21 protein-coding genes are annotated in these 19,588 nt (G+C 60.4%); 13 read left to right on the forward strand and 8 right to left on the reverse strand.

Going from position 1 to position 19,588, the window contains the following annotated elements; translation table 11 throughout:
* Positions 1-676: 676 nt before the first annotated feature.
* Positions 677-1,666, reverse strand: coding sequence for a hypothetical protein (locus tag ACFX5Q_RS25755; RefSeq protein ID WP_404282590.1), 990 nt, complete (start codon positions 1,664-1,666; stop codon positions 677-679).
* 105 nt (positions 1,667-1,771) lie between these two features.
* Here ACFX5Q_RS25755 and ACFX5Q_RS25760 point away from each other — a divergent pair, with 105 nt between their 5' ends.
* The 4 genes from ACFX5Q_RS25760 (at position 1,772) to ACFX5Q_RS25775 (ending at position 4,188) form a co-directional block, all read left to right on the forward strand.
* Positions 1,772-1,999 carry a hypothetical protein gene (locus ACFX5Q_RS25760; protein ID WP_404282592.1) on the forward strand — a complete coding sequence of 76 codons (228 nt, stop codon included), beginning with the start codon at positions 1,772-1,774 and terminating at the stop codon, positions 1,997-1,999.
* Complete coding sequence (locus ACFX5Q_RS25765) at positions 1,978-2,256, forward strand: hypothetical protein (protein ID WP_404282594.1); 279 nt, start codon at positions 1,978-1,980, stop codon at positions 2,254-2,256. Before ACFX5Q_RS25760 ends, ACFX5Q_RS25765 begins: the two co-directional genes overlap by 22 nt.
* Positions 2,257-2,771: 515 nt before the next feature.
* Complete coding sequence (locus tag ACFX5Q_RS25770) at positions 2,772-3,419, forward strand: recombinase family protein (RefSeq protein ID WP_404282595.1); 648 nt, start codon at positions 2,772-2,774, stop codon at positions 3,417-3,419.
* Between the two features lie 298 nt (positions 3,420-3,717).
* Complete coding sequence (locus ACFX5Q_RS25775) at positions 3,718-4,188, forward strand: hypothetical protein (RefSeq protein WP_404282597.1); 471 nt, start codon at positions 3,718-3,720, stop codon at positions 4,186-4,188.
* Positions 4,189-4,204: 16 nt separating this feature from the next.
* Here the strand turns inward: ACFX5Q_RS25775 and ACFX5Q_RS25780 are convergent, their stop codons facing one another.
* Entirely contained in the window at positions 4,205-4,510 is a 306-nt protein-coding gene (locus ACFX5Q_RS25780; RefSeq protein WP_404282599.1) for a hypothetical protein, read from the reverse strand.
* A 505-nt stretch (positions 4,511-5,015) separates the two neighbouring features.
* Here ACFX5Q_RS25780 and ACFX5Q_RS25785 point away from each other — a divergent pair.
* From ACFX5Q_RS25785 to ACFX5Q_RS25800, 4 genes are all read left to right on the forward strand, one after another.
* Complete coding sequence (locus ACFX5Q_RS25785; protein ID WP_404282601.1) at positions 5,016-5,231, forward strand: hypothetical protein; 216 nt, start codon at positions 5,016-5,018, stop codon at positions 5,229-5,231.
* Positions 5,232-5,265: 34 nt separating this feature from the next.
* Complete coding sequence (locus ACFX5Q_RS25790) at positions 5,266-5,397, forward strand: ribbon-helix-helix protein, CopG family (RefSeq protein ID WP_404282603.1); 132 nt, start codon at positions 5,266-5,268, stop codon at positions 5,395-5,397.
* Positions 5,398-5,407: 10 nt separating this feature from the next.
* Positions 5,408-5,917, forward strand: a complete 510-nt coding sequence (locus tag ACFX5Q_RS25795) for a hypothetical protein (protein WP_404282605.1) — start codon at positions 5,408-5,410, stop codon at positions 5,915-5,917.
* Positions 5,918-6,335: 418 nt separating this feature from the next.
* Positions 6,336-6,551, forward strand: a complete 216-nt coding sequence (locus ACFX5Q_RS25800; RefSeq protein WP_404282606.1) for a hypothetical protein — start codon at positions 6,336-6,338, stop codon at positions 6,549-6,551.
* A gap of 37 nt (positions 6,552-6,588) precedes the next feature.
* Here ACFX5Q_RS25800 and ACFX5Q_RS25805 read toward each other — a convergent pair whose 3' ends face one another.
* The 3 genes from ACFX5Q_RS25805 to ACFX5Q_RS25815 form a co-directional block, all read right to left on the reverse strand.
* On the reverse strand, positions 6,589-8,223 hold the full coding sequence (locus ACFX5Q_RS25805) for a tyrosine-type recombinase/integrase (protein ID WP_404282608.1): 1,635 nt from the start codon (positions 8,221-8,223) through the stop codon (positions 6,589-6,591).
* Between the two features lie 112 nt (positions 8,224-8,335).
* Positions 8,336-9,745: a type I glutamate--ammonia ligase gene (gene glnA, locus ACFX5Q_RS25810; RefSeq protein WP_006205431.1), complete on the reverse strand. Its 1,410-nt coding sequence runs from the start codon at positions 9,743-9,745 to the stop codon at positions 8,336-8,338.
* Between the two features lie 51 nt (positions 9,746-9,796).
* Positions 9,797-10,135, reverse strand: coding sequence for a P-II family nitrogen regulator (locus tag ACFX5Q_RS25815; protein ID WP_006205430.1), 339 nt, complete (start codon positions 10,133-10,135; stop codon positions 9,797-9,799).
* Between the two features lie 356 nt (positions 10,136-10,491).
* On the opposite strand from ACFX5Q_RS25815, the gene ACFX5Q_RS25820 reads away from it, so the two are divergent.
* Genes ACFX5Q_RS25820 through ACFX5Q_RS25830 form a run of 3 tightly spaced genes read left to right on the forward strand, consistent with a single transcriptional unit; the run spans position 10,492 to position 14,023 of the window.
* Positions 10,492-12,024 (forward strand): NAD(P)H-hydrate dehydratase, encoded by a 1,533-nt coding sequence (locus ACFX5Q_RS25820; protein ID WP_404282614.1) that lies wholly within the window; start codon positions 10,492-10,494, stop codon positions 12,022-12,024.
* Complete coding sequence (locus ACFX5Q_RS25825) at positions 12,021-13,502, forward strand: hypothetical protein (RefSeq protein WP_404282616.1); 1,482 nt, start codon at positions 12,021-12,023, stop codon at positions 13,500-13,502. The genes ACFX5Q_RS25820 and ACFX5Q_RS25825 overlap by 4 nt, the downstream gene beginning before the upstream one ends.
* Positions 13,478-14,023 (forward strand): hypothetical protein, encoded by a 546-nt coding sequence (locus ACFX5Q_RS25830; protein WP_404282618.1) that lies wholly within the window; start codon positions 13,478-13,480, stop codon positions 14,021-14,023. The genes ACFX5Q_RS25825 and ACFX5Q_RS25830 overlap by 25 nt, the downstream gene beginning before the upstream one ends.
* Before the next feature lie 17 nt (positions 14,024-14,040).
* Here the strand turns inward: ACFX5Q_RS25830 and waaF are convergent, their stop codons facing one another.
* Entirely contained in the window at positions 14,041-15,066 is a 1,026-nt protein-coding gene (gene waaF, locus ACFX5Q_RS25835; RefSeq protein WP_404282620.1) for a lipopolysaccharide heptosyltransferase II, read from the reverse strand.
* Positions 15,067-15,114: 48 nt separating this feature from the next.
* Entirely contained in the window at positions 15,115-16,647 is a 1,533-nt protein-coding gene (locus ACFX5Q_RS25840) for an acyl-CoA carboxylase subunit beta (RefSeq protein WP_006205426.1), read from the reverse strand.
* Between the two features lie 14 nt (positions 16,648-16,661).
* On the opposite strand from ACFX5Q_RS25840, the gene ACFX5Q_RS25845 reads away from it, so the two are divergent.
* Positions 16,662-17,045 carry a hypothetical protein gene (locus ACFX5Q_RS25845; RefSeq protein ID WP_404282622.1) on the forward strand — a complete coding sequence of 128 codons (384 nt, stop codon included), beginning with the start codon at positions 16,662-16,664 and terminating at the stop codon, positions 17,043-17,045.
* Positions 17,038-18,453 carry a DEAD/DEAH box helicase gene (locus ACFX5Q_RS25850; protein ID WP_404282624.1) on the forward strand — a complete coding sequence of 472 codons (1,416 nt, stop codon included), beginning with the start codon at positions 17,038-17,040 and terminating at the stop codon, positions 18,451-18,453. Before ACFX5Q_RS25845 ends, ACFX5Q_RS25850 begins: the two co-directional genes overlap by 8 nt.
* Before the next feature lie 92 nt (positions 18,454-18,545).
* Here the strand turns inward: ACFX5Q_RS25850 and ACFX5Q_RS25855 are convergent, their stop codons facing one another.
* Positions 18,546-19,520: an alpha/beta hydrolase gene (locus tag ACFX5Q_RS25855; RefSeq protein WP_404282626.1), complete on the reverse strand. Its 975-nt coding sequence runs from the start codon at positions 19,518-19,520 to the stop codon at positions 18,546-18,548.
* Positions 19,521-19,588: the final 68 nt, after the last annotated feature.

A 19,588-nucleotide genomic window follows, 5' to 3' on the forward strand; every position in this document is an offset into this window, starting at 1 on the left:
GACAGTGCGGACAGTGCGGACAAGCAAAATCAGATATCTCTATAAGTATTTGTAATTATTCAGGTAATGAGGATCTTTGCGTTTCCGTCTGGAAATCCAAGTGCGGACAAAGTGCGGACAAAGTGCGGACTCGTCTGAACTCAACCTTGAACCCCCTACGGGGCTGGAGTTCTTTCGTCGACCACAACGCCCGAATGCCTGCGGTAACTGCGCAAGCTACGCAGGCCATCCACCTCGACCGCCAGCACCATGGTGACGCGGCTTTATGCTTGAGAGGCTGAGTTCAGATCGCGGGCACCAGTTGCCCCGCGATCACCGACCGGATAAACTCTGGCTCTGAGATTTGACTGTCGGCCACTCGTTTGGCTCGCGCCAGAAGTCTCGCAAAGGTCTTTCCAGTCCTTTGTGCCAATGTCCTTCAAGATTTACAATCTGGCGAAGGTGTTTTCGCTTGTATGGAAAAAAACAGATGTGATTTTTCAGGTATTTTTTGAAAAGCGGAGCGCAAAGAACCCCGATTGTACCAAGGCAAATAAGGCCGTCAGAAACACCAACGTGTCTGTTACTAGCTCAATCATAGGGTTATTCTAGCCGATCGGCCGGAATGACGCAAGACCATGCCACCTGCCGCGCCCACCCGCCGCTAGGTCTAAGGGGTGGAAAGCGACCGGTCCAGCTATAGCCTCCAATTGACTAGGATCAACAGCAAGAGGCCGGCAATGATCCATGCGGCAATCCGGATAGAGGACAAGAGACTGGCTACTTCGGCGTCGACAGGCGGTCGCTGATTAGGCTGAACCTGACTAGCGACGTCGATCTGCTCCTCGCCATCAATCCGATCCTCGTCCTCCGCCTCCCCGAAGGTCTTCGTCTGACCGGCACCGCCAGTCAGTTCCGCAGGGTTTCTCTTGCTGTCAATCCGATCCTCTGTATCTTCCGAGGTCTTCAGTCTCGCCTTCCCAAGTTTGGTGATGTGAAGTTCGGCTTGAAGCACCTCTCCGAGACGAGGAGGATCGATCTCGCAATTGTCCGGTATCTCGATCTTGTGCTCTTTGTCGTCGGTCAGCACCTTGATCTGATCAGCGGAGATCGACGGCGACCATTCAGAATAGAAACCTGCAACTCGACCCACGTGGAGCACAACTTCGTCCACAGCAGAGGCGGCAATCTTCTCCGCGTATCGTGTAAATGTCTCAGGACGCACGATCAGGTAGAAGCCCATGGAGTCGCCGGTGGTTTCTTCGTGGAAATCAGTCTCCGCCGTGTAGCTCACGACCCCCCAAGCTATGCATCGCTCCTGCTCATCTTCATCCGTGAGCGGAATTATTTGGAGTTGAAAGTTTGCGATCGTCCGATCAGTTCCGAACATCGAGTAGGAGGTGGTCCAATCGATGCCGCCTCGCCCAATAGGATGCAGCTTTGCAAAGATGACCTGCTTCGCGGTCATCTGACTCTCTTCGGGATCATCTGGATAGCTGGGCTTGATGGCTATTGTGTCACGCAGAGTTAGCTCGCTTGCCGTGAAAGAGAGAGTCCAAATCCAAGGTATTTGATCGCGGCCGACCTGTTTGCCATCCGCGTTTAACTCTTGAAGTGACCACTCGTAGAGGCTCTTGAACTCGGACTCCTGACAAAGAATGACCCGCCGATCGATATGGGTTTCCAAGAAAGCCTCCTTGTATCTATCCCAAGAACAAGCCACAACTTCTCGTTTCGGAAAAGGCCCAGTTGGTCGTATAAGATTAGAGACACCGCTTTCGGGAGCAGAACCATGCCGGTTGACCTGAAGCAACTCGGAGAGGCCATCCGCGAAATCGCCGATGAAGTACGTCGCGGTGCTCAGCCCGACGATGCGCTAATCGCGGAGGTCGCCAAGGACCACGGCCTGAAGCCGGAATTGCTGGCGCGCAAGTTCAGTGAGGCCTTTCCGCATGGCGTCGGCCCGGCGTTGCCAACCGAGGAGGAAAACGACATCCAATGGCTGAAAAGAAGGTTTTGATGCCACGGGCGGCGACAACTATGGAAGACGGTCGCGCTCACCGCGAAGAAATTGAGGACGTCATCAATGCTCTTTCGGAGGTCGATCGCATCCTTGACGAAAACGGCGGCAATACGGAGATCATTCGTCGAATCAAGGTGGTGGCCAAGGAACTAGCCGGCAAAGACCCAGGGATGGGCAAGTACGGCGGCATCAGAAAGAACGTCGCTGAAGCCATCCTCAGGTCCTATCTGAAGATGTCCGTGGATCATCTATGAAGATAATGCATCGCACGTTCCTCACCAGCCGCTGATATCGCCTAGCTGCGATCATCACCGGGCATTTGTGGCGCTGAATCAAGCGCTGCTGCAAGCGGTGAAGGAAGTAACCGGTAAGACTGCGCCTTGGGTCCAGTGGGGCACTACGGGGCCGGTGAAAGCGTAGCTCTCAAAATCGCGGCTTTGAAGATAATTTCCCTTCAAAGTTTCGAGCGCAATCTGGAGACAGCGAGACCGAACCGATCCGCCGTACCGGTCGGTACGGCGCAGAATGTATCTGATATATCAGATGTGGCTCGAATGCCACATATGTCGTTAACCCTAAGGGTCAAAGCTAACAAGTGCGGGCCGTGGCAATCCCAATGCCATGCTCAACTATTAAAAAATCGAATAAATACAGACTGTTAATCTGCTATCAATCCTTCAAAGACATCGCCGCGATCACACGATTCTGCTTGTGGCATTGACCTTTCTGTGGCATTGTTTTAGCAACGCCACAGACGAGGTATTGAGTAATGCGTGTTTTGGGGTATTGCCGGGTCTCGACGGCCCTTCAAGCGAACGAGGGCGAGAGCCTCGATACACAGGTCATGCGGATCAAGGGATACGCCATGACTCAGGGCTGGACGATCGCCGATGACGATATCTTTATCGAGCGTGGTGTGAGCGGCTCCATACCGCTCGCAGATCGCCCGGAAGGCCAGAAGCTCCTTGCGGTCGTGAGTAAGCACGATGTCATTGTCACGCCCAAGCTGGACCGCATGTTTCGCTCCGCTTCCGATGCGCTTGCTACGCTGGAGGTCTTGAAGGCCGATAGCGTCGGGCTGGTCATGATGGACCTTGGCGGCGACGTGACGGGCAACGGTATCTCCAAGCTGGTCTTCACGATCCTTTCTGCCGTGGCAGAAGCGGAACGTGACCGGTTGCGGGAGCGCATCCGGGAAGTGAAGCGCCACAAGGCGGCACAGGGCGACTACAACGGCGGCAAGCGCCAGTTCGGCTATGACATTGTCGACGGCAAGCTGGTCGAGAACTTGGAAGAGCAAACCATTCTCCGGCAGATGAGCGAACGCCGCGCGGTAGGTCTCAGTTATCACAAGATCGGGGCCGAGTTCGGCAAGGATGCCAAGTCCGTTAAGCGCATGTTGGACCGTCTGGGATAGCTGCCCCAATGCGCCTCGCCACTTCGACCCTGGCCCTTCTGTTCTGGCTTGGCGTGATCTGGATTCTCATTCAGATCAGCTAGTCAAAACATTCTCGCGCCCCTTCTGGAAAAGGCCTCGATGGAACCAGCCATACGTATGGGGGCGGGGTCGGATACGCCCCCTAGTGCGCAAAAATTTAGCCGCTAAACTGAGAGAGGGTGACTCACTACGGGCGCAATATTCTGAACTCAACAGCATATTGGGGAGGCATAGGATGGCTTTGGTCAGAATTACGATGAACACGAAGGAGTCGCCATTGGGCGAACTTCTGCCTCTAGACGTAGAGTTAAATGTGTCAGCTTTGGAACTCTTCTATTTGGGTTGCTCGGGCTACGCAGATATCGGCCGATTTTCAGTTTATGGGCCCAGCCGTGGCGTCGTCATACAGCATATCCGTTACTCAAATCCGTTTGACATTGTCGGTTTGCTTAAAGATGTACCAAAGGGAATAGCCGACTTTATTCTTGATCGGACCCTCTTCTACCGGCAGGAGGCGCAACGTCGCGACTTGGCGAATGCTAAATCGCAAGAGGAAATCATATCGCTAAAGCTCGACAATGTAGAGAAGGCAAGGCACCTACGGAAGCAGTTCATCGAAGACGGCGGCTCCTCAGAAATCGTAACCCAAGCTCTGGGTGAGATACTGTCGGATCAGGGAGCAAATGTAAAAGTCATCAAACCTCCCACGAGGCTTCCAATGCGACGCAATCGGGGCCGGAAAGGTTGAGTCGATTATTTTGAATTTATTCCGGAATCAAAGCGGCAGCTTGAAACATAATCGGAACGAAGCTCATAGATTGCTCACTTGGATAGCCAGCCTTGATTAAAATTGCCGGCACCATGGAAACGACATGCCTAGCCTGAGTCCTATAGCGAGCATTTCGCATAAAAATTTCGGCTATGCCGCTTGCGTTTACTTGCTCCGAGTGGGTTAGATACTCGCATATTTCAGCAGCACACTTCCTGTTAAGCGGATCGCCGTTTCTTCTGCCATTTCGCAGCAGATACCAGCCTATAAGACCCAAAACGATCCCTCCAACTATCCACATTATCCCTCTCCTCGGATGCAATCGCCCCTTTATAGGCTCGCACCATTGTCCTCCCACGACCTCAACACTTCCTTGAAGGGCGCACGAATTGTGTTTGGACCTTCGGACGCATTCAGGCAGGGAACCCCGTGCCGCGTGGGACCCACCCATGCAACGGCGTGATGGATTGAGAAGACAATAAGGTTGAGTGCAGAGATAAACAGTGAGTCAGTAGATGACTCAGATAAAAAGTGAGCCACTGTCAAGCAAAACTTGACATTCGTCTTCATAAAGCGCTATACTTTGATCCACTAAGAGGCACGGGGTGCCCTCTTTCTTTCCCACAATTTAGAGAGTGCAACGCCATGGCAAAAATGGGCGTAAACGTTTCGTTTGAGAGACTCCAACTGACCTACCTCAACGCAAAAGCGACAACCGGTTGCCGGTCTATCAGTTCCTACCTGCGCGAGCTGGTCCAGAGAGACATGGAAGCTGACTTCGCCGCTCGTAATCGGGAGGCGGGTCGATGAATTACCTAGACAATGGGTGCCGTCCCGGTGAGCGTGCCGACGAAAGCCGCCTAGCCGTTTCGTTGCCAAACAGGCTTCGGGACCTTGTGCGCGACGAAGCCAAGCGCCGGGATACTAGCGAGGCCGCAATCATCCGCGAAAATCTGGATTTTGCTTTCGCCACCAAGGCACGTGCCGCCGCAATCGAACTAGAGATTCAGAGCCGTGACTAAAATGACTGAGTCAACACAAAACGTCGGGGTCCTGATGTCCGACGACCTCGTCTACCGCCTTGCCCAGCAATGTCGGCGGGAAGGCGTTACGCGCGCCGACATCGTTCGCAAGGCCTTGAAACAGTATCTTGAACGCGAAGAACAGACCAGTGAATCAAAAAACTAAGGACCACACCATGACCCTAAACGCTGCCCAAGACGCCTACATGCAGGCCCGCTATCCCGACAAGCAACTCAACGACCTTCCGCCAGAAATTCGGCTGTTCATCGGCCACCTTGGCGACGTTGCTGATCCGGAGCCGTTGCCTGTCGCAGAAGAGGATGAGCTTACCGACGCTCAACTCTTTTTCCTCCGGGACTCCCGCCTGTCACCGAAAGACATTCCAAATCTGACCGAGGCCCAGCGCAAGGAATTCGAGGCGTGGGGCGATCCTATTCACCGCAAGCGGCCGGCAGCGCCGGAAGCCGAAGTCCCGGAGCAGGCATCCTCAGAGCCGATGGCGTTTAAGCCGAAGACGCTCAACATTGCCAAGCTCAACGCGGCCGGGCTGTCTCCGGAACATCGGCTCGACATCGACGGTGCCTACGCCCTCCTGCGGAAAAATCCCACGGTCGGGCCAGCGAGCGGTGTCTCGCAGAAAGACATCGAATGGGCTCGGCTGATCACTGCGCCATACATGGAATGAGCCGGCATGCTGGATCACCGACCCAGGCCGATTGAGCGCCCGCTTCCAACGCAGACGACGATCTACCCGGTAACGCCTCGCACCCGACGCGAGGCAAAGAAGTAGACCAAGAAACGTGTGTCTCGCTGGACCACCCCGCTGGCGAGACCTACACGGCGACCGCCGCCTGTCCTTCGGCGGTCGCACCGATCCCGGCGCGTCAGGCACGCCGGGTACGCCGGGCCAGCCTTGCCGTTCCCTTCGGCCCATGCTGGCCCGGCCCCTAACACCCCAACGATGGTGCGGAGCACCGTCAACCACTACAGACCCATCCGTCACGCGCCTCAGAGCGCCGGGAGACCCTATGCTATTGAGAATTGAACAATGGCTGACCACGAGCGATCACAGGACCCTCCGGCGCACAATAGCGCCGGCCCTCATGATCGACGCCGACACCGACACTCCGCTGGAATTGGCGGAGTGGGACGGCGGGCACATCGTTCTGGTGAGGGCTCTTGAAGGGAACGCTTTCGTCCAGATCGGTCTGCATAGCGATTTCGACCCAGCTTCGCGCGGACGACTCATGCTTCAAGGCGAGACCGAGTGTTTCTTCATGTGGGCCGGCAACTTGATGGTCAAGGAATTCGGGAGATAGCTTTGCCCCACGCTGATGCGAAGCAGCGCGGGCATTTTCATTCCAATGCCTCGGACTCTTCCTCATCCACGAATTCACACACAGCACGGGCCTTGTCGAATGGATCGGCCTTGGCGATGAACTCCGCCATCTTGGCAACTTGCTGCATCCCGTAACCCCGCCCGGTCTTATGCTCCGGGTTGCTATGGCCCATGATCCCCTCAATCACCCATTCGGGAGCGTCGGTGTTCTCCATCGTGTTCCTGAACGTATGGCGGAGAGAGTAGGGGACCAGACGGGCGTCGTTGGACACCTTCCCATTGATCAAGGCTGTCAACCGCCGCTGCATGCGGCCGTAGCGGCGTCCACGGCCGTCCGGCTCCAAGGTGGAAAAGAGGTACGGGCGGTTGTCTGCCGCCTTCACGAAGTCCGCAAAGCCCAGCCGCAGCAGTTCAGGATGAACGGGCACCATGCGCACCGATGATGGATTCTTCATGTGGTTGTCGCCTTCGTCGTGAAGGCTAAGGCACACGTGACCGCCAACCGTCACGATATCCCGCGCCGAGAGTTGCGCCAGTTCCTCGGGCCGTGCGCCGGTGTAGGTCATCAACCGGAGGAACCAAAGATTCTCCTCCTTGTCGCGCCACGGTGCGATAACTGCGGCGGCGAACAGCTTCTCCATTTCGGCCGGGCTAAACGTCCGACGCTTGGCTTTCTTCGCCTCGACGTAGTTGCCCTTGGGCCGACGCATCTTGATCCCGGCCGCGACGTTCACCTCGACGTAGCCGTCGTCGACTGCAAACGTGAAGATCGCTTTCAGGCAGCGAAAGTGCTTTCCCGCCGTGGATGCCTTTAGCGGCTTCAAGCCCTTCCTCTCCGCAAGCCGGATTATCTCGGGCATGGTCTTGTCGTCGAACTTGCCGCCAGACGCCGGAGGCATTTTCAACAGCGCGTCTCGAAAGGCACGCACGTGATCGACCGTGATTTGTTTCACGGGGAGGGCACCATTCAGTTCCTCGAAGAGCTTCACCGGGTATTCATACTGCTCCGGCGCTACCGGCGAAGCGTGTTCCTTCCATTCAGCAACCACGCCGGCAAGAGTGATCTTGTCAGGGTCGCGTCGTTTCAACGCAACGGCATCGGCCGCATAGTGCAGCCCGGCGTCATTCAGCTTCTTGGGCGTACTGCCGAGAGCCTTTATAACCGGCACGTCGCGAGCAAGCTGGCGCTCGATCTGGAGCCGCTCGGCGTCCATAACCGCCGTGGTAACAGATATCCAATCGGGGTCCGGCGCTTCGGAAGGGGATGTCTCTTCAGCCGCGAAATCCCGCCACGACTCCGCTTCGTCGGCAAGTTTGGTGGCACGGATTGCGCGTTTGTCCAGCAATTCGAGAAAGGCTTGCTCGCCGCCGGCCGCGTCGATTGCGCTCCGGACGGCCTCGCTGAGGTTTGACCTTGGGTCGGGCGCACGGCCGGACTCGATAAAGGCGTCGTGCTCTGAGGCGAGCTTTCGAGCCTCGATTGCTGCTTCGCGCCGGATAGCGGTCTTAAGCGACACCTTCCACTTCGTCGGCTGCTTTCCGTTCTTCGTCGGCGGAAGCAGATGACGGAGTTTTTCGGGGATATCCCGAACGTACCAGAGGTTGGCGGAGCCGGGATGCTTGTGAATGTAGCTGTCTTTGGGAACACGCATTACAAATGGTCCAGAAGGGGTTCGTACCACCTTCCGTACCACTAAACGTACCAGTTTGGAAGGCTGAACCACTTACATTGCAAGGAGTCCAGCATTTCCAAGGGCTCCAAGGCTAGACTGAGTAATACATGTCGTATTCGACCGGATGCGGGGTCATTTCGAAGCGCATCACCTCGGCCATCTTCAGCTCGATGTAGCTGTCGATCTGGTCGTCGTCGAAGACGCCGCCGGCTTTCAGGAAGCCGCGGTCCTTGTCGAGGCTCTGCAGGGCTTCGCGCAGCGAGCCGCAGACGGTCGGGATCTTCTTCAGTTCCTTCGGCGGCAGGTCGTAGAGATCCTTGTCCATCGGCTGTCCCGGATGGATCTTGTTCTTGATGCCGTCGAGGCCGGCCATCAGCATGGCGGCGAAGGCGAGGTAGGGGTTCGCGCCCGGATCGGGGAAGCGGACCTCGACGCGCTTGGCCTTCGGCGACGAGCCGAACGGAATGCGGCAGGACGCCGAACGATTGCGCGCCGAGTAGGCGAGCAGCACCGGCGCTTCATAGCCCGGCACCAGGCGCTTGTAGGAATTGGTCAGCGGGTTGGTGAAGGCGTTGATCGCCTTGGCGTGCTTGATGATGCCGCCGATGTAGAACAGGCAGCTCTCCGACAGGCCGGCATATTCGTTGCCGGCGAAGGTCGGCTTGCCGCCCTTCCAGATCGACTGGTGGACGTGCATGCCCGAGCCGTTGTCGCCGAAGATCGGCTTCGGCATGAAGGTGGCCGTCTTGCCGTAGGCATTGGCGACCTGGTGCACGACATATTTGTAGATCAGCATCTTGTCGGCGTTGCGGACCAGCGTGTCGAACTTGATGCCGAGCTCGTGTTGGGCGGCGGCGACCTCATGGTGATGCTTTTCGACGCGCACGCCCATTTCGGCGAGCACGGTCAGCATTTCCGAGCGCATGTCCTGCGCGGAATCGATCGGCGGCACAGGGAAGTAGCCGCCCTTAATGCGCGGACGATGGCCGAGGTTGCCGGTCTCGTAGTCGGTGTCGTCATTGGACGGCAGTTCGGTGGAGTCGAGCCGGAAGCCGGTGTTGTAAGGGTCGGCCTTGTACTTGACGTCGTCGAAGACGAAGAACTCGGCTTCCGGGCCAACATAGATGGTGTCGCCGATGCCTTCCGACTTCATGTAGGCCTCGGCCTTCTTGGCGGTGCCGCGCGGGTCGCGGTTGTAGGATTCGCCGGAGACCGGATCGAGGATGTCGCACAGGATGACCATGGTCGATTGGGCGAAGAACGGGTCCATATGCACCGTGTCGGGGTCGGGCATCAGCACCATGTCGGACTCGTTGATTGCCTTCCAGCCGGCGATCGAGGATCCGTCGAACATGACGCCATCGGCGAACATGTCTTCCTCGACCTCGACGACATCCATCGTCACGTGCTGCAGCTTGCCCTTCGGATCGGTGAAGCGCAGGTCGACGAATTTCACGTCGTTGTCCTTGATCTGCTTCATGATGTCTTTGGCTGTCGTCATGTCATTTCTTCCCTGTGTGCTGACGGTTCGAGGAAACTGAAATCAGAAAGCTCAGACGGCGTCCATACCCGTTTCACCGGTGCGGATACGAACGACTTCCTCGATGTTGGAGACGAAGATCTTGCCGTCGCCGATACGGCCGGTCTGCGCCGCCTTGCGGATGGCTTCGATCGCGCCTTCGACCGCGTCGTCGCCGAGCACAACCTCGATCTTCACCTTGGGCAGGAAATCGACGACATATTCCGCGCCGCGGTAAAGTTCGGTATGGCCCTTCTGCCGGCCGAAGCCCTTGGCCTCGGTGACGGTGATGCCTTGCAGCCCGGCCTCCTGAAGCGCTTCCTTCACTTCGTCTAGCTTGAACGGCTTGATGATCGCTTCGATCTTTTTCATGTAAAAAATGGCCTCCACTGCCAAAAAGACGGGTTGTGAGCCCCGCTTGCGCCTCCTTCAAGCACGAACTGTGCCAATTTCGGCTGAAACGAAGCGGTATCACGCGATTTCAACACCATGCCGCACCGGGATGCACATCCGCGTCATTCGCGGCATTGGATGCGGCATGGACTCCCAAAGCCTAGTCACAACGGTTGCGCTTGTCCGCCCAATATTTAGGCAATCCGTATATTTTGCGGGCAGTTTGCGCGGCGCTTCGTTCCTCCAACGCTGCTTTCGCTCTCGCAATCCGCCTATCGGCGTTTGCGTCAGACTGAAAACTGGACAATGCTCGATTGAAATGCGGACGGCAATCCATGAGCAACGAACTTCTGTTTCCGGCCGAAATGGGCGAAGCCGACCGGCTGGCGATCGCCGCCGGCCCGCTGGATGGCTTCGGCCTTATGCGCCGTGCCGGCGAAGCGGTGGCCGCGGTTGTGCTGACGCGCTATCCGGCCGCGGCACGTGTGCACGTGCTGTGCGGTCCCGGCAACAATGGCGGCGACGGCTATGTCGTTGCCGGCGTGCTGCATGACAGCGGCGTCGATATCCGGTTGTGGGCGTCCGGTCCGCCCAGGGCGGGCAGCGATGCGGCGATAGCCGCCGCCGAATGCCCGGTCGCGCCCCGGCCGCTGTCGGCATTCAGCGCCGAGAAGAACGCGGTCGTGGTTGATGCGCTCTACGGGGCAGGGCTGTCCAAGCCACTGTCGGGCGATGCAGCCCGGGCAGTCGAAATCGTCACGACGCTGAACCTGCCTGTTGTCGCCGTCGACCTGCCCTCCGGCGTTTCCGGCGAAAGCGGCAACATACTGGGGCAGGCGTTCCGTGCCGACGCCACCGTTACCTTCGCGCGCAAGAAGCCCGGCCATCTGCTGCTGCCGGGGTGCGAGCGGTGCGGTGAGGTCGTGCTTGCCGACATCGGCATCGGGGCCGAGATCATTGCGCAACTCAAGACGCAGGCCTTCGAGAACGTGCCGGCGCTTTGGCTGGACACGCTTCCCGTGCCGGCGGTCGATGCACACAAATACAGACGCGGCCATGCCGGTGTCTTTTCCGGCGGGCCATCGGCGACGGGTGCTGCGCGGCTGTCGGCGCTTGCCGCTGCCAGAAGCGGCGCAGGGGCGGTGACGGTGCTGTCGCCGGCGAACGCCATGCAGGTCAACGCCGCGCACCTCACCTCGATCATGCTGCGCAAGGCCGATACGGTCGAGGACGTGCACGATTTCATCGGCGATCGGCGACCATCGGCCTTCGTCCTCGGTCCCGGTTTCGGAGTTGGTGACAAGACCCGGGTTTTTGCCTTGGCGATGCTGGGTGCCGGACGGCAAGGTGCCGCCGGCTCGATCGACGGGCTGGTGCTTGATGCCGACGGCATCACCTCATTTCGCGATGAGCCGGATACGCTGTTCGAAGCGGCGCGTCAGCCAAAAGCCCCGGCGCTGGTGATGACGCCGCATGAGGGCGAATTCGGTCGGCTCTTCCCGGACATTGCAGGCGACAACGCGCTCTCCAAACTGACCAAGGCGCGCACGGCTGCCGCACGTGCCAATGCCATCATCGTCTACAAGGGCGCCGACACGGTCATCGCAGCACCAAATGGCCGGATGGCGATTAACAGCAATGGTGCGCCCTGGCTCGCCACCGCTGGGTCTGGCGATGTGCTGGCGGGCATCATCGCCGGACTGCTGGCGCAGGGCATGCCGCCTTTCGAGGCTGCCTGTGCGGCGGTGTGGATCCATGCCGAGGCGGGTAGCCGCGTCGGACCCGGGCTGATCGCCGAGGACCTGCCGCTTGCCATGGTGCCGGTGCTGCGCGCGTTGATCGGCAGCCGCAAGGGAATCGCTGGATGACCCACCGCTTCACGCTGCTTCTTGGATTTCTTGTGGCGCTCTTGATGGCGCAGGTGGCGCGCGCCGAGGGTCCGGTGAGCATGGTCGACGATCCGGCGATTCTCGCCGCCCTCGATGCCAGGGGTTTTGGCTTTGCCGGAGTTTTCGCCGTCGATGGCGAGGACGACCTGAAGGCCCTCTATGACGAGGCGCCGGCCTATCACGCGATTGTCGACACGGTGGCAGGCGACGTCGCCGCCTTGCGGGCGGAAATGAAGGCTGGCGGGCGGACGCTCTATGAGGTGACCGACGGCAATGTCGGCCGCATCATGGACATGCGCTGGCTGAAGACGGCCGCGGCGCGCTTCCGTCTGGTCGGCGTCATCAACCGGATCGACCGGCGCGACTTCGCTGATGTTCAGGGCGAAAGCAGCTGTGGCGAAGTGCGGTTCATCTACCGGCTTGCCTATAGCTTCAAGAAGAACGGCAAGGTGCTGGCCTCACGCCTGCCGTTCAATTTCAATGCCGTCTACAGTGCCGCGCCGGATGCCGATGGCGGCTGCGTTGGCGTTGCCGGGCGCTGGACGTCGCAGCTCGACGAGAGCGTCGATGCCGGCTGGCTTGTTGGAGGGCCGCTGGAAAAGGCTGGCCTCAGCTTCAAGCAGCTCGAACTCAATGCACAAGTCGTCCGCTTTCCCTCCGGCCAGGAGACCGAGTTCGGCGGCCAGGCTGCCTATCTGATGCGGATATTCGACTTTGACGGTGCCGCCATCAGCGAGAAGCCGCTGGAAAACACGCCGGATGCGGCGCGGCTAACGGAAGACGCCGCGCTCAAGAAAAGGCTTGCCGACTATATCAGCGCCAACGTCGCGGTGGTCGATCTCGGCGTCTACGAAATCCCCGATGAATTCCTGGCCAAAAAGGTCATTTCGTGGTCGACTTCGGCAGCGCCAGGCAGGCCAACCACCCGTTTACGCCATTGTTCCAGCCAACGGATTTCGGCGGGCTCGATTATTCCGGGCTCAAGCTGGTGCGCACGCCGGAGGCCCTGGTCGAGCGGCTGGACAATGGCGCCTGCCAGGGCTGCCATCAGGCAGGCTCGACCGCTGGCTTCCATTTCATCGGTCTCGACGACAGAACGACGTCGCCGCTCAATCGCATCGAGGTCGGCGTCTCGCCGCATCTCCATGCCGAAATACCGCGCCGCAAGGCCTGGCTGCGCGCCACGGCAGACGGCAAGGAGCCGAACCGGTTCCGGCCGCTGTCCTTCGCGCCGCCGGCCGCCTGGACGGATACAGGCAATGTCGACTACGCACCGGCCGAGATGGCGATGCCGTGCCTGGTGCCGGAGGATGCCGCCCGCTTCGGCGCCATCTGGGAGTGCGGCGGCGGCACCGTCTGCACGCCGCTGGCCACCGCTTCAGGCGTGCGCACCAAGCTGGCGCAATGCCTGCTGCCCAAGGACAGCAAGGACATGTTTTCCGGCCATCCATGCCTGACCGGCTCGATCGCCAGCAATGAGAGGCAGCCTTTCAACGATCGTTACAAAATCACTGGGCAGTTCGCCGCTTTCGCGACCGATATTTCACGCACCGCCTATACGTGCCGTCCGCCGAAGATCGGCGTGCCGGCCGGCATCGCCTATCGCGGCTGCGACGACAAGGATCGCGCCTTTGCCGCTTTCAAGGCGGGCAAGCCGATGCCCAGCGAGATCTGCGGGCTGGTCGGCGGGAAAAAGTTCGATACCTGCGTGGCGACCAACAATTTCGACCAGTGCCTCGGCGGCGCGGTCAATCGCGGCAATCGTCCGGCCTGCTCGACCGATCACTTTTGCCGCGAGGACTATATGTGCCAGTCGCTGCCGCCCGACACGCCCGGCGTGGCCAAGGTCAAAGGCATCGGCTTCTGCTCGCCGACCTATTTCATCTTCCAGATGCGCATCGACAACCATGCAACGCCATGGGCGAGTGCGGCGCGCGCCACCATGGGCGCGGGGTTCGGGGCGGCGGAAGAGGAATAGGGCGCCGGATATCCAGGTCAGGCGCCTTGCGGACGGCGCGCTTGCGCCACAGCGTCCGCCAAGGCGGAAAGCACTCTTTCCTCGCTGATGTCTCGCGTATGCTCGATCCAGCTTGGCGTCGAAATCGGCGGCTCGACATACCGGACCTGGTCGTTCACAGGACCGGTTTCGTAGGAGCGGTTCGATCCGAATATCAGCACGCACGGCCCCTCTAAGGCCGCGGCCGCATGCGCGACGCCGCCATCGACGCCAAGGAAGACGGTCGAGGCAGCGATCTGGCACATGGCGTCGGTGATGTCAGGGGTCGATGTGAAATCCACCGCCTCCGGAAGCGCTGCCCGGATCTGGGCAGCGGCCTCGCGTTCGCGCGGACCGCCGACAATCCATATCGACCAGCCGCGCCTGGCGTGATCCCTGGCGACCGAGACGAAACGCTCCGCCGGCCATGAGCGGAAGTTGGCGAAATCCGACGTGTAGAGCGCCAGCGCCGGCCTTGCCGCGTCGATCCCATGCCGGACGCGCCAAGCCGACAACTCCTCGGGCGAAACCGCCATTCGCGGCGGCGGCAAGCGCATTCCGTCGGCCGGCTTCTCACCCAGCATGGCGATGGCGCAGACCTGCTCGAACAGCCTTGTCTTGCGCGGGCCGAAAGCCACCAAGCTCTTCAGCCAGCCGGCCGGCAGCCGGTTGACGATGCCGAACTGCAGTTCGCGCGGATAGCCGATGCGCTCAGGGATGCCCGCCATCCAGGGCACCAGGGCCGCCTTGGTGCTGCTGGAGAGAAGATAGCATGCGCGATAGTTCTGCTCGCGAAGCTGGCGGGCCAACTGCATGCGCTTGCCGAAGCCAGCCTGCAAGTGCCGCTTCTCCAGCACCCAGGCCTTCCTGACGTGAGGCATCAGCCGCGCGAGGGGTGCTGCAAGCGGCGAGGTGATGACATCGATGGGATGGCCGGGAAACCGTTCGGCGATGACCTGAATGGCCGAATGGCAGCGAACGAAATCGCCGATCGCCGGCAAGCAGAAGACAAGGATAGGACTCAATGGGTGATTACCTGTTCGGTGGGAAGAAGGTTGCGTCGACGGTGCGCCTCACAGCGGAATGTTGTCGTGCTTCTTCCAGGGGTTCTGCATGTCCTTGTTGCGCAGCATGCGCAGCGCTCGGGCGATGCGGCGGCGGGTCGAGTGCGGCATGATCACCTCGTCGACATAGCCGCGCTCGGCGGCGACGAAGGGCGACAGGAAGCGGTCCTCGTAAGCCTTTGTATGGGCTGCGATCTTTTCGGAGTCGCCGATATCCTTGCGGTAGATGATTTCGACGGCGCCCCTGGCGCCCATCACAGCGATCTGCGCTGTCGGCCAGGCATAGTTCATGTCGCCGCGCAGATGCTTCGAGGCCATCACGTCATAGGCGCCGCCATAGGCTTTTCTTGTGATGACGGTGATCTTCGGCACGGTCGCTTCGGCATAGGCGAACAACAGCTTGGCGCCGTGCTTGATCAGCCCGCCATATTCCTGCGCGGTACCTGGCAGGAAGCCGGGAACATCGACGAAGGTCACGATCGGGATCGAAAAGCAGTCACAGAAGCGCACGAAGCGCGCCGCCTTGCGGCTGGCGTCGGAATCGAGCACGCCGGCCAGCACCATCGGCTGGTTGGCGACGAAGCCGACCGTGCGGCCCTCGACGCGGCCGAAGCCGGTGACGATGTTTTTGGCAAAGCTCTGCTGGATCTCGAAGAAGTCGCCCTCGTCGGCGACTTTGAGGATCAGTTCCTTGATGTCGTAAGGCTTGTTGGCGTTGTCGGGGATCAGCCGGTCGAGCGACAGATCGTGGTCGGTCACCGACTGGTAGCATTCGATCTCGGGAAGCTCTGCCGTGTTGGAAGCGGGCAGCAGATCGACCAGCCGGCGCATCTGCAGCAGCGCCTCGACATCATTGTCATAGGCGCCGTCGGCGATCGAGGATTTGGTCGTGTGGACGCTGGCGCCGCCGAGGCTCTCGGCGGTCACCGTTTCGTTGGTGACGGTCTTCACCACATCCGGGCCGGTGACGAACATGTAGGATGTGTCGCGTACCATGAAGATGAAGTCGGTCATCGCCGGTGAATAGACATCGCCGCCGGCGCAAGGACCCATGATCAGCGAGATCTGCGGGATGACGCCGGAGGCCAGAACGTTGCGCTGGAAAATCTCGGCATAACCGCCAAGTGCCGCCACGCCTTCCTGGATGCGGGCGCCGCCGGCGTCGTAGAGGCCGATGATCGGCGCGCGGTTGCGCAGTGCCATCTCCTGCACCTTGACCACCTTCTCGGCATGGGCTTCCGACAGCGAGCCGCCGAAGACGGTAAAGTCCTTGGCGAAGAGATAGACCGGGCGGCCATTGACCGTGCCCCAGCCGGTGACGACGCCGTCGCCGGCGATCTTGGTCTTCTCCATGCCGAAATCGGTCGATCGGTGCTCGACATACATGTCGAACTCCTCGAACGAGCCTTCGTCGAGGAAGACGTCGATGCGCTCGCGGGCGGTGAGCTTGCCCTTCTTGTGCTGGGCGTCGATGCGCGCCTTGCCGCCGCCCATGCGGGCGATCTCGCGGCGGCGCTCGAGTTCCTTCAGCACGTCCTTCATCGCCGGTCCCCAAAATGGAAAGCTGCATTTGTGGTAATGATGCCCGCAAGCGAGCGCAAGCGCCGCTTTCGCGCTCGTTTTTGCTGCGCTGCAACATGACGCCCCTTGCATTCCGGGGCGAACTCAGCCATATGCAGCGGCATAGGCGCTTGGGCCGGGACATTCCGGCCTTCTCGACAAATGAGACTGGTTGCGTCTGTTTTCCCTCTTTCCGGCAAATCGGCAAGGTGGCGAAAAAGCCCCGTGGCATGATGCCTGCGGGCACGACAGCGCAGCCGAGTGGACGATCCCGTCCGCCCGCCTTGTCGTTCATGACAGATTTTTCGACGGCAGGTTGCGCCCTGCCGCCATTGATGTTTGCGGCCAGGAGCCGCGTGAAAGAAGATTATTTTGACTAATGAAAACACCGCGGAACTGAACGGTTTCGCAGCACTTGGAATTTCGGGCGCGCTGCTCAAGGCGACCCATGCCGCGGGCTTCAGCGATCCGAAGCCAATCCAGGTCCAGGCAATCCCGCCGCAGCTGGAAGGCCGTGACATTTTCGGCATCGCCCAGACCGGCTCGGGCAAGACGGCGGCCTTCGCGCTGCCGATCCTGTCGAAGATCATCGCGCTCGGCACCAAGCGGCGCGCCAAGACGACCCGTGCGCTGATTCTGGCGCCGACGCGCGAACTTGCGGTGCAGATCGAGGACACCATCAAGATCCTTGCCAAGGGCGCGCATGTTTCGACCGCGCTGGTGCTCGGCGGCGTCTCCCGCTTCAGCCAGGTGAAGAAGGTTGCTCCCGGCGTCGACATCCTGATCGCCACGCCCGGCCGTCTGACCGACCTGGTGCGCGAGGGTGACCTCATTTTGTCCGACACCAAATGGCTGGTGCTCGACGAAGGCGACCGCATGCTCGACATGGGCTTCATCAACGACGTCAAGCGCATCGCCAAGGCGACCGCGCCGGATCGCCAGACGGCGCTGTTTTCGGCCACCATGCCGGACGAAATCGCCGAACTGGCCAAGGGCCTATTGAAGAACCCGGTTCGCATCGAGGTCTCGCCGCAGAGCACCGCGGCAGCTGAGATCGTGCAGGGCGTCGTCTTTGCCCGCACCAAGCAGAAGCGGCAGGTGCTGTCCAAGATGCTCGCCGACGAGGCGATGAAGTCCGTCATCATCTTTTCGCGCACCAAGCATGGCGCCGACAGGGTGACCAAGGATCTCGAGCGCGACGGCTTCAAGGCCGCCGTCATCCACGGCAACAAGTCGCAGAACGCCCGCCAGAAGGCGCTCAACGACTTCCGCGAGGGCTCGGTACGCATTCTGGTGGCGACCGATATCGCCGCGCGCGGCATCGACGTGCCAGGCATCAGCCATGTGGTGAATTTCGACCTGCCTGATGAAGCGGAAAGCTATGTCCATCGCATCGGCCGCACCGGCCGCAACGGCATGGACGGCATTGCCATCACGCTTTGCGATCCGTCAGAGAACAGCAAGCTTCGCCAAGTCGAGCGCATCATCCGCAGCAAGCTGCCGATCGTTGCCGACCATCTCGGCAGCCCCGATCCGCAGCGCAATCCTGCTGAAAAGAACGAGCGCTTCGAGCCGGCCAAGGACCGCGCCGACCACAATGGCCGTCGCGACGGCAGGCGGCCGGGCGGCAACAGCGGTTTCGGCAAGAAGCGGTTCGGCGACAAGCCGGCCGGCGATCGTCCCTTCGTGGCCAAGCCGCAAGGCGAGCGCCCGGAGGGCCGCAAGCCGTTCAAGGGCAACAACAAGCGCCGTTTCGGCGGCAAGCGGCCGGCTACCCGCGCCGCCTGAACCGGCGACGCGGTCGAGCCTGGGCCCGATCGCCGCTGATTGAAAACAAGGGCGATCGAAGCGATGCTTCGGTCGCCCTTTTCGTTTCGGGTCTATTCCGTGAGCGCCTTGACCCAGACGACGATGCGTTGTGCCAGGAAGGTCGTGGTCGATGGCGACAGCGCGTCGCCGGCAATGACGTGGTTGTCCTGGTCGCCGGTGTCGTCGACCGGCACCAGTTCGTGGGCGGCGCCCCAGCGTCCGGCGATCTCGCGCGTGCGGTCGGGCCGCACCACTTTGTCCGAGTCCGAAAAGATGAACAAAGCCGGGATGGCCGCCTTCTCCACCGGCGCGCCGTAGGCAAGCTCCACCAGCGCCTCCATCGGCAGCGTCGCCGCCATCGGATATTTGTAGGTCCAGAATTTTTCGTGCAACGCATTGCGCGTCGGGAAACTGCGCTCCTTGCCGCCGACGAGTTCGGCGATCTGCTTGCCCCACGGCATGGTCAGGATCTCGGCACCGGAAGCCTTGACGCCAAAGTTGGGCGAGATGAATGCGATCGCGGCAACGCCGTCCGAGGCATCCGGCTGCGTCGCCGCCCAGGCCGCCAGCGAGCCGCCGGTCGAGGTGGCAATGACGATCACCTTGTCGCCGATCGCCCGGCCGATGGCGAGCGCTTCCTCATAGTCGTTGATCCAGGCATTGACGCTGCCCTGCGCCATCGCGGCGCTGTCCTGACCATGGCCGGTGAGACGGGTGTAGAAGAGGTTGGCGTCGAGCTGGTCGGCCACGTCATCGGGCAGCGGACGGACCTCGCCCTTCGACGCCGAAAACCCATGGATGTAGACGATCGCCAGCTTTGTCCTGGCGTGAACCATCGGGTCGACCCAGATGATCTCCTTTTCCAGCCCGTCGCGGATATTGGGGACGGCGGCCTCTTCGCGCGCCAGATAGGCCTGCGGATCGTCGCCGATCCCCTTGGGATCGAAGCGGATCGTGGTGTCGACGGGAACGCGCGGGCCAAGCACGAAGGCCATGACAAGAACGACGGCGAGGCCCAACACCGCAAGCACGATCCGCCGCCCCATTAACAGACTCCACGCAATAATTCTCAACCTATGGGCGCGACTGCAAACAGGCAACGGGGAGCTGTGGA

Origin of the sequence: Mesorhizobium sp. IMUNJ 23033 (genome assembly GCF_044778005.1) — a bacterium.
Classification (GTDB): domain Bacteria; phylum Pseudomonadota; class Alphaproteobacteria; order Rhizobiales; family Rhizobiaceae; genus Mesorhizobium; species Mesorhizobium amorphae_A.

Coding starts and splice junctions, on each gene's coding strand:
- ACFX5Q_RS25760 (WP_404282592.1), top strand. CDS start 1,772: ATGCCGGTTGACCTGAAGCAACTCGGAGAGGCCATCCGCGAAATCGCC.
- ACFX5Q_RS25765 (WP_404282594.1), top strand. CDS start 1,978: ATGGCTGAAAAGAAGGTTTTGATGCCACGGGCGGCGACAACTATGGAA.
- ACFX5Q_RS25770 (WP_404282595.1), top strand. CDS start 2,772: ATGCGTGTTTTGGGGTATTGCCGGGTCTCGACGGCCCTTCAAGCGAAC.
- ACFX5Q_RS25780 (WP_404282599.1), bottom strand. CDS start 4,510: ATGTGGATAGTTGGAGGGATCGTTTTGGGTCTTATAGGCTGGTATCTG.
- ACFX5Q_RS25785 (WP_404282601.1), top strand. CDS start 5,016: ATGAATTACCTAGACAATGGGTGCCGTCCCGGTGAGCGTGCCGACGAA.
- ACFX5Q_RS25790 (WP_404282603.1), top strand. CDS start 5,266: ATGTCCGACGACCTCGTCTACCGCCTTGCCCAGCAATGTCGGCGGGAA.
- ACFX5Q_RS25795 (WP_404282605.1), top strand. CDS start 5,408: ATGACCCTAAACGCTGCCCAAGACGCCTACATGCAGGCCCGCTATCCC.
- ACFX5Q_RS25800 (WP_404282606.1), top strand. CDS start 6,336: ATGATCGACGCCGACACCGACACTCCGCTGGAATTGGCGGAGTGGGAC.
- ACFX5Q_RS25805 (WP_404282608.1), bottom strand. CDS start 8,223: ATGCGTGTTCCCAAAGACAGCTACATTCACAAGCATCCCGGCTCCGCC.
- glnA (WP_006205431.1), bottom strand. CDS start 9,745: ATGACGACAGCCAAAGACATCATGAAGCAGATCAAGGACAACGACGTG.
- ACFX5Q_RS25815 (WP_006205430.1), bottom strand. CDS start 10,135: ATGAAAAAGATCGAAGCGATCATCAAGCCGTTCAAGCTAGACGAAGTG.
- ACFX5Q_RS25820 (WP_404282614.1), top strand. CDS start 10,492: ATGAGCAACGAACTTCTGTTTCCGGCCGAAATGGGCGAAGCCGACCGG.
- ACFX5Q_RS25825 (WP_404282616.1), top strand. CDS start 12,021: ATGACCCACCGCTTCACGCTGCTTCTTGGATTTCTTGTGGCGCTCTTG.
- ACFX5Q_RS25830 (WP_404282618.1), top strand. CDS start 13,478: ATGTTTTCCGGCCATCCATGCCTGACCGGCTCGATCGCCAGCAATGAG.
- ACFX5Q_RS25840 (WP_006205426.1), bottom strand. CDS start 16,647: ATGAAGGACGTGCTGAAGGAACTCGAGCGCCGCCGCGAGATCGCCCGC.
- ACFX5Q_RS25845 (WP_404282622.1), top strand. CDS start 16,662: ATGGAAAGCTGCATTTGTGGTAATGATGCCCGCAAGCGAGCGCAAGCG.
- ACFX5Q_RS25855 (WP_404282626.1), bottom strand. CDS start 19,520: ATGGGGCGGCGGATCGTGCTTGCGGTGTTGGGCCTCGCCGTCGTTCTT.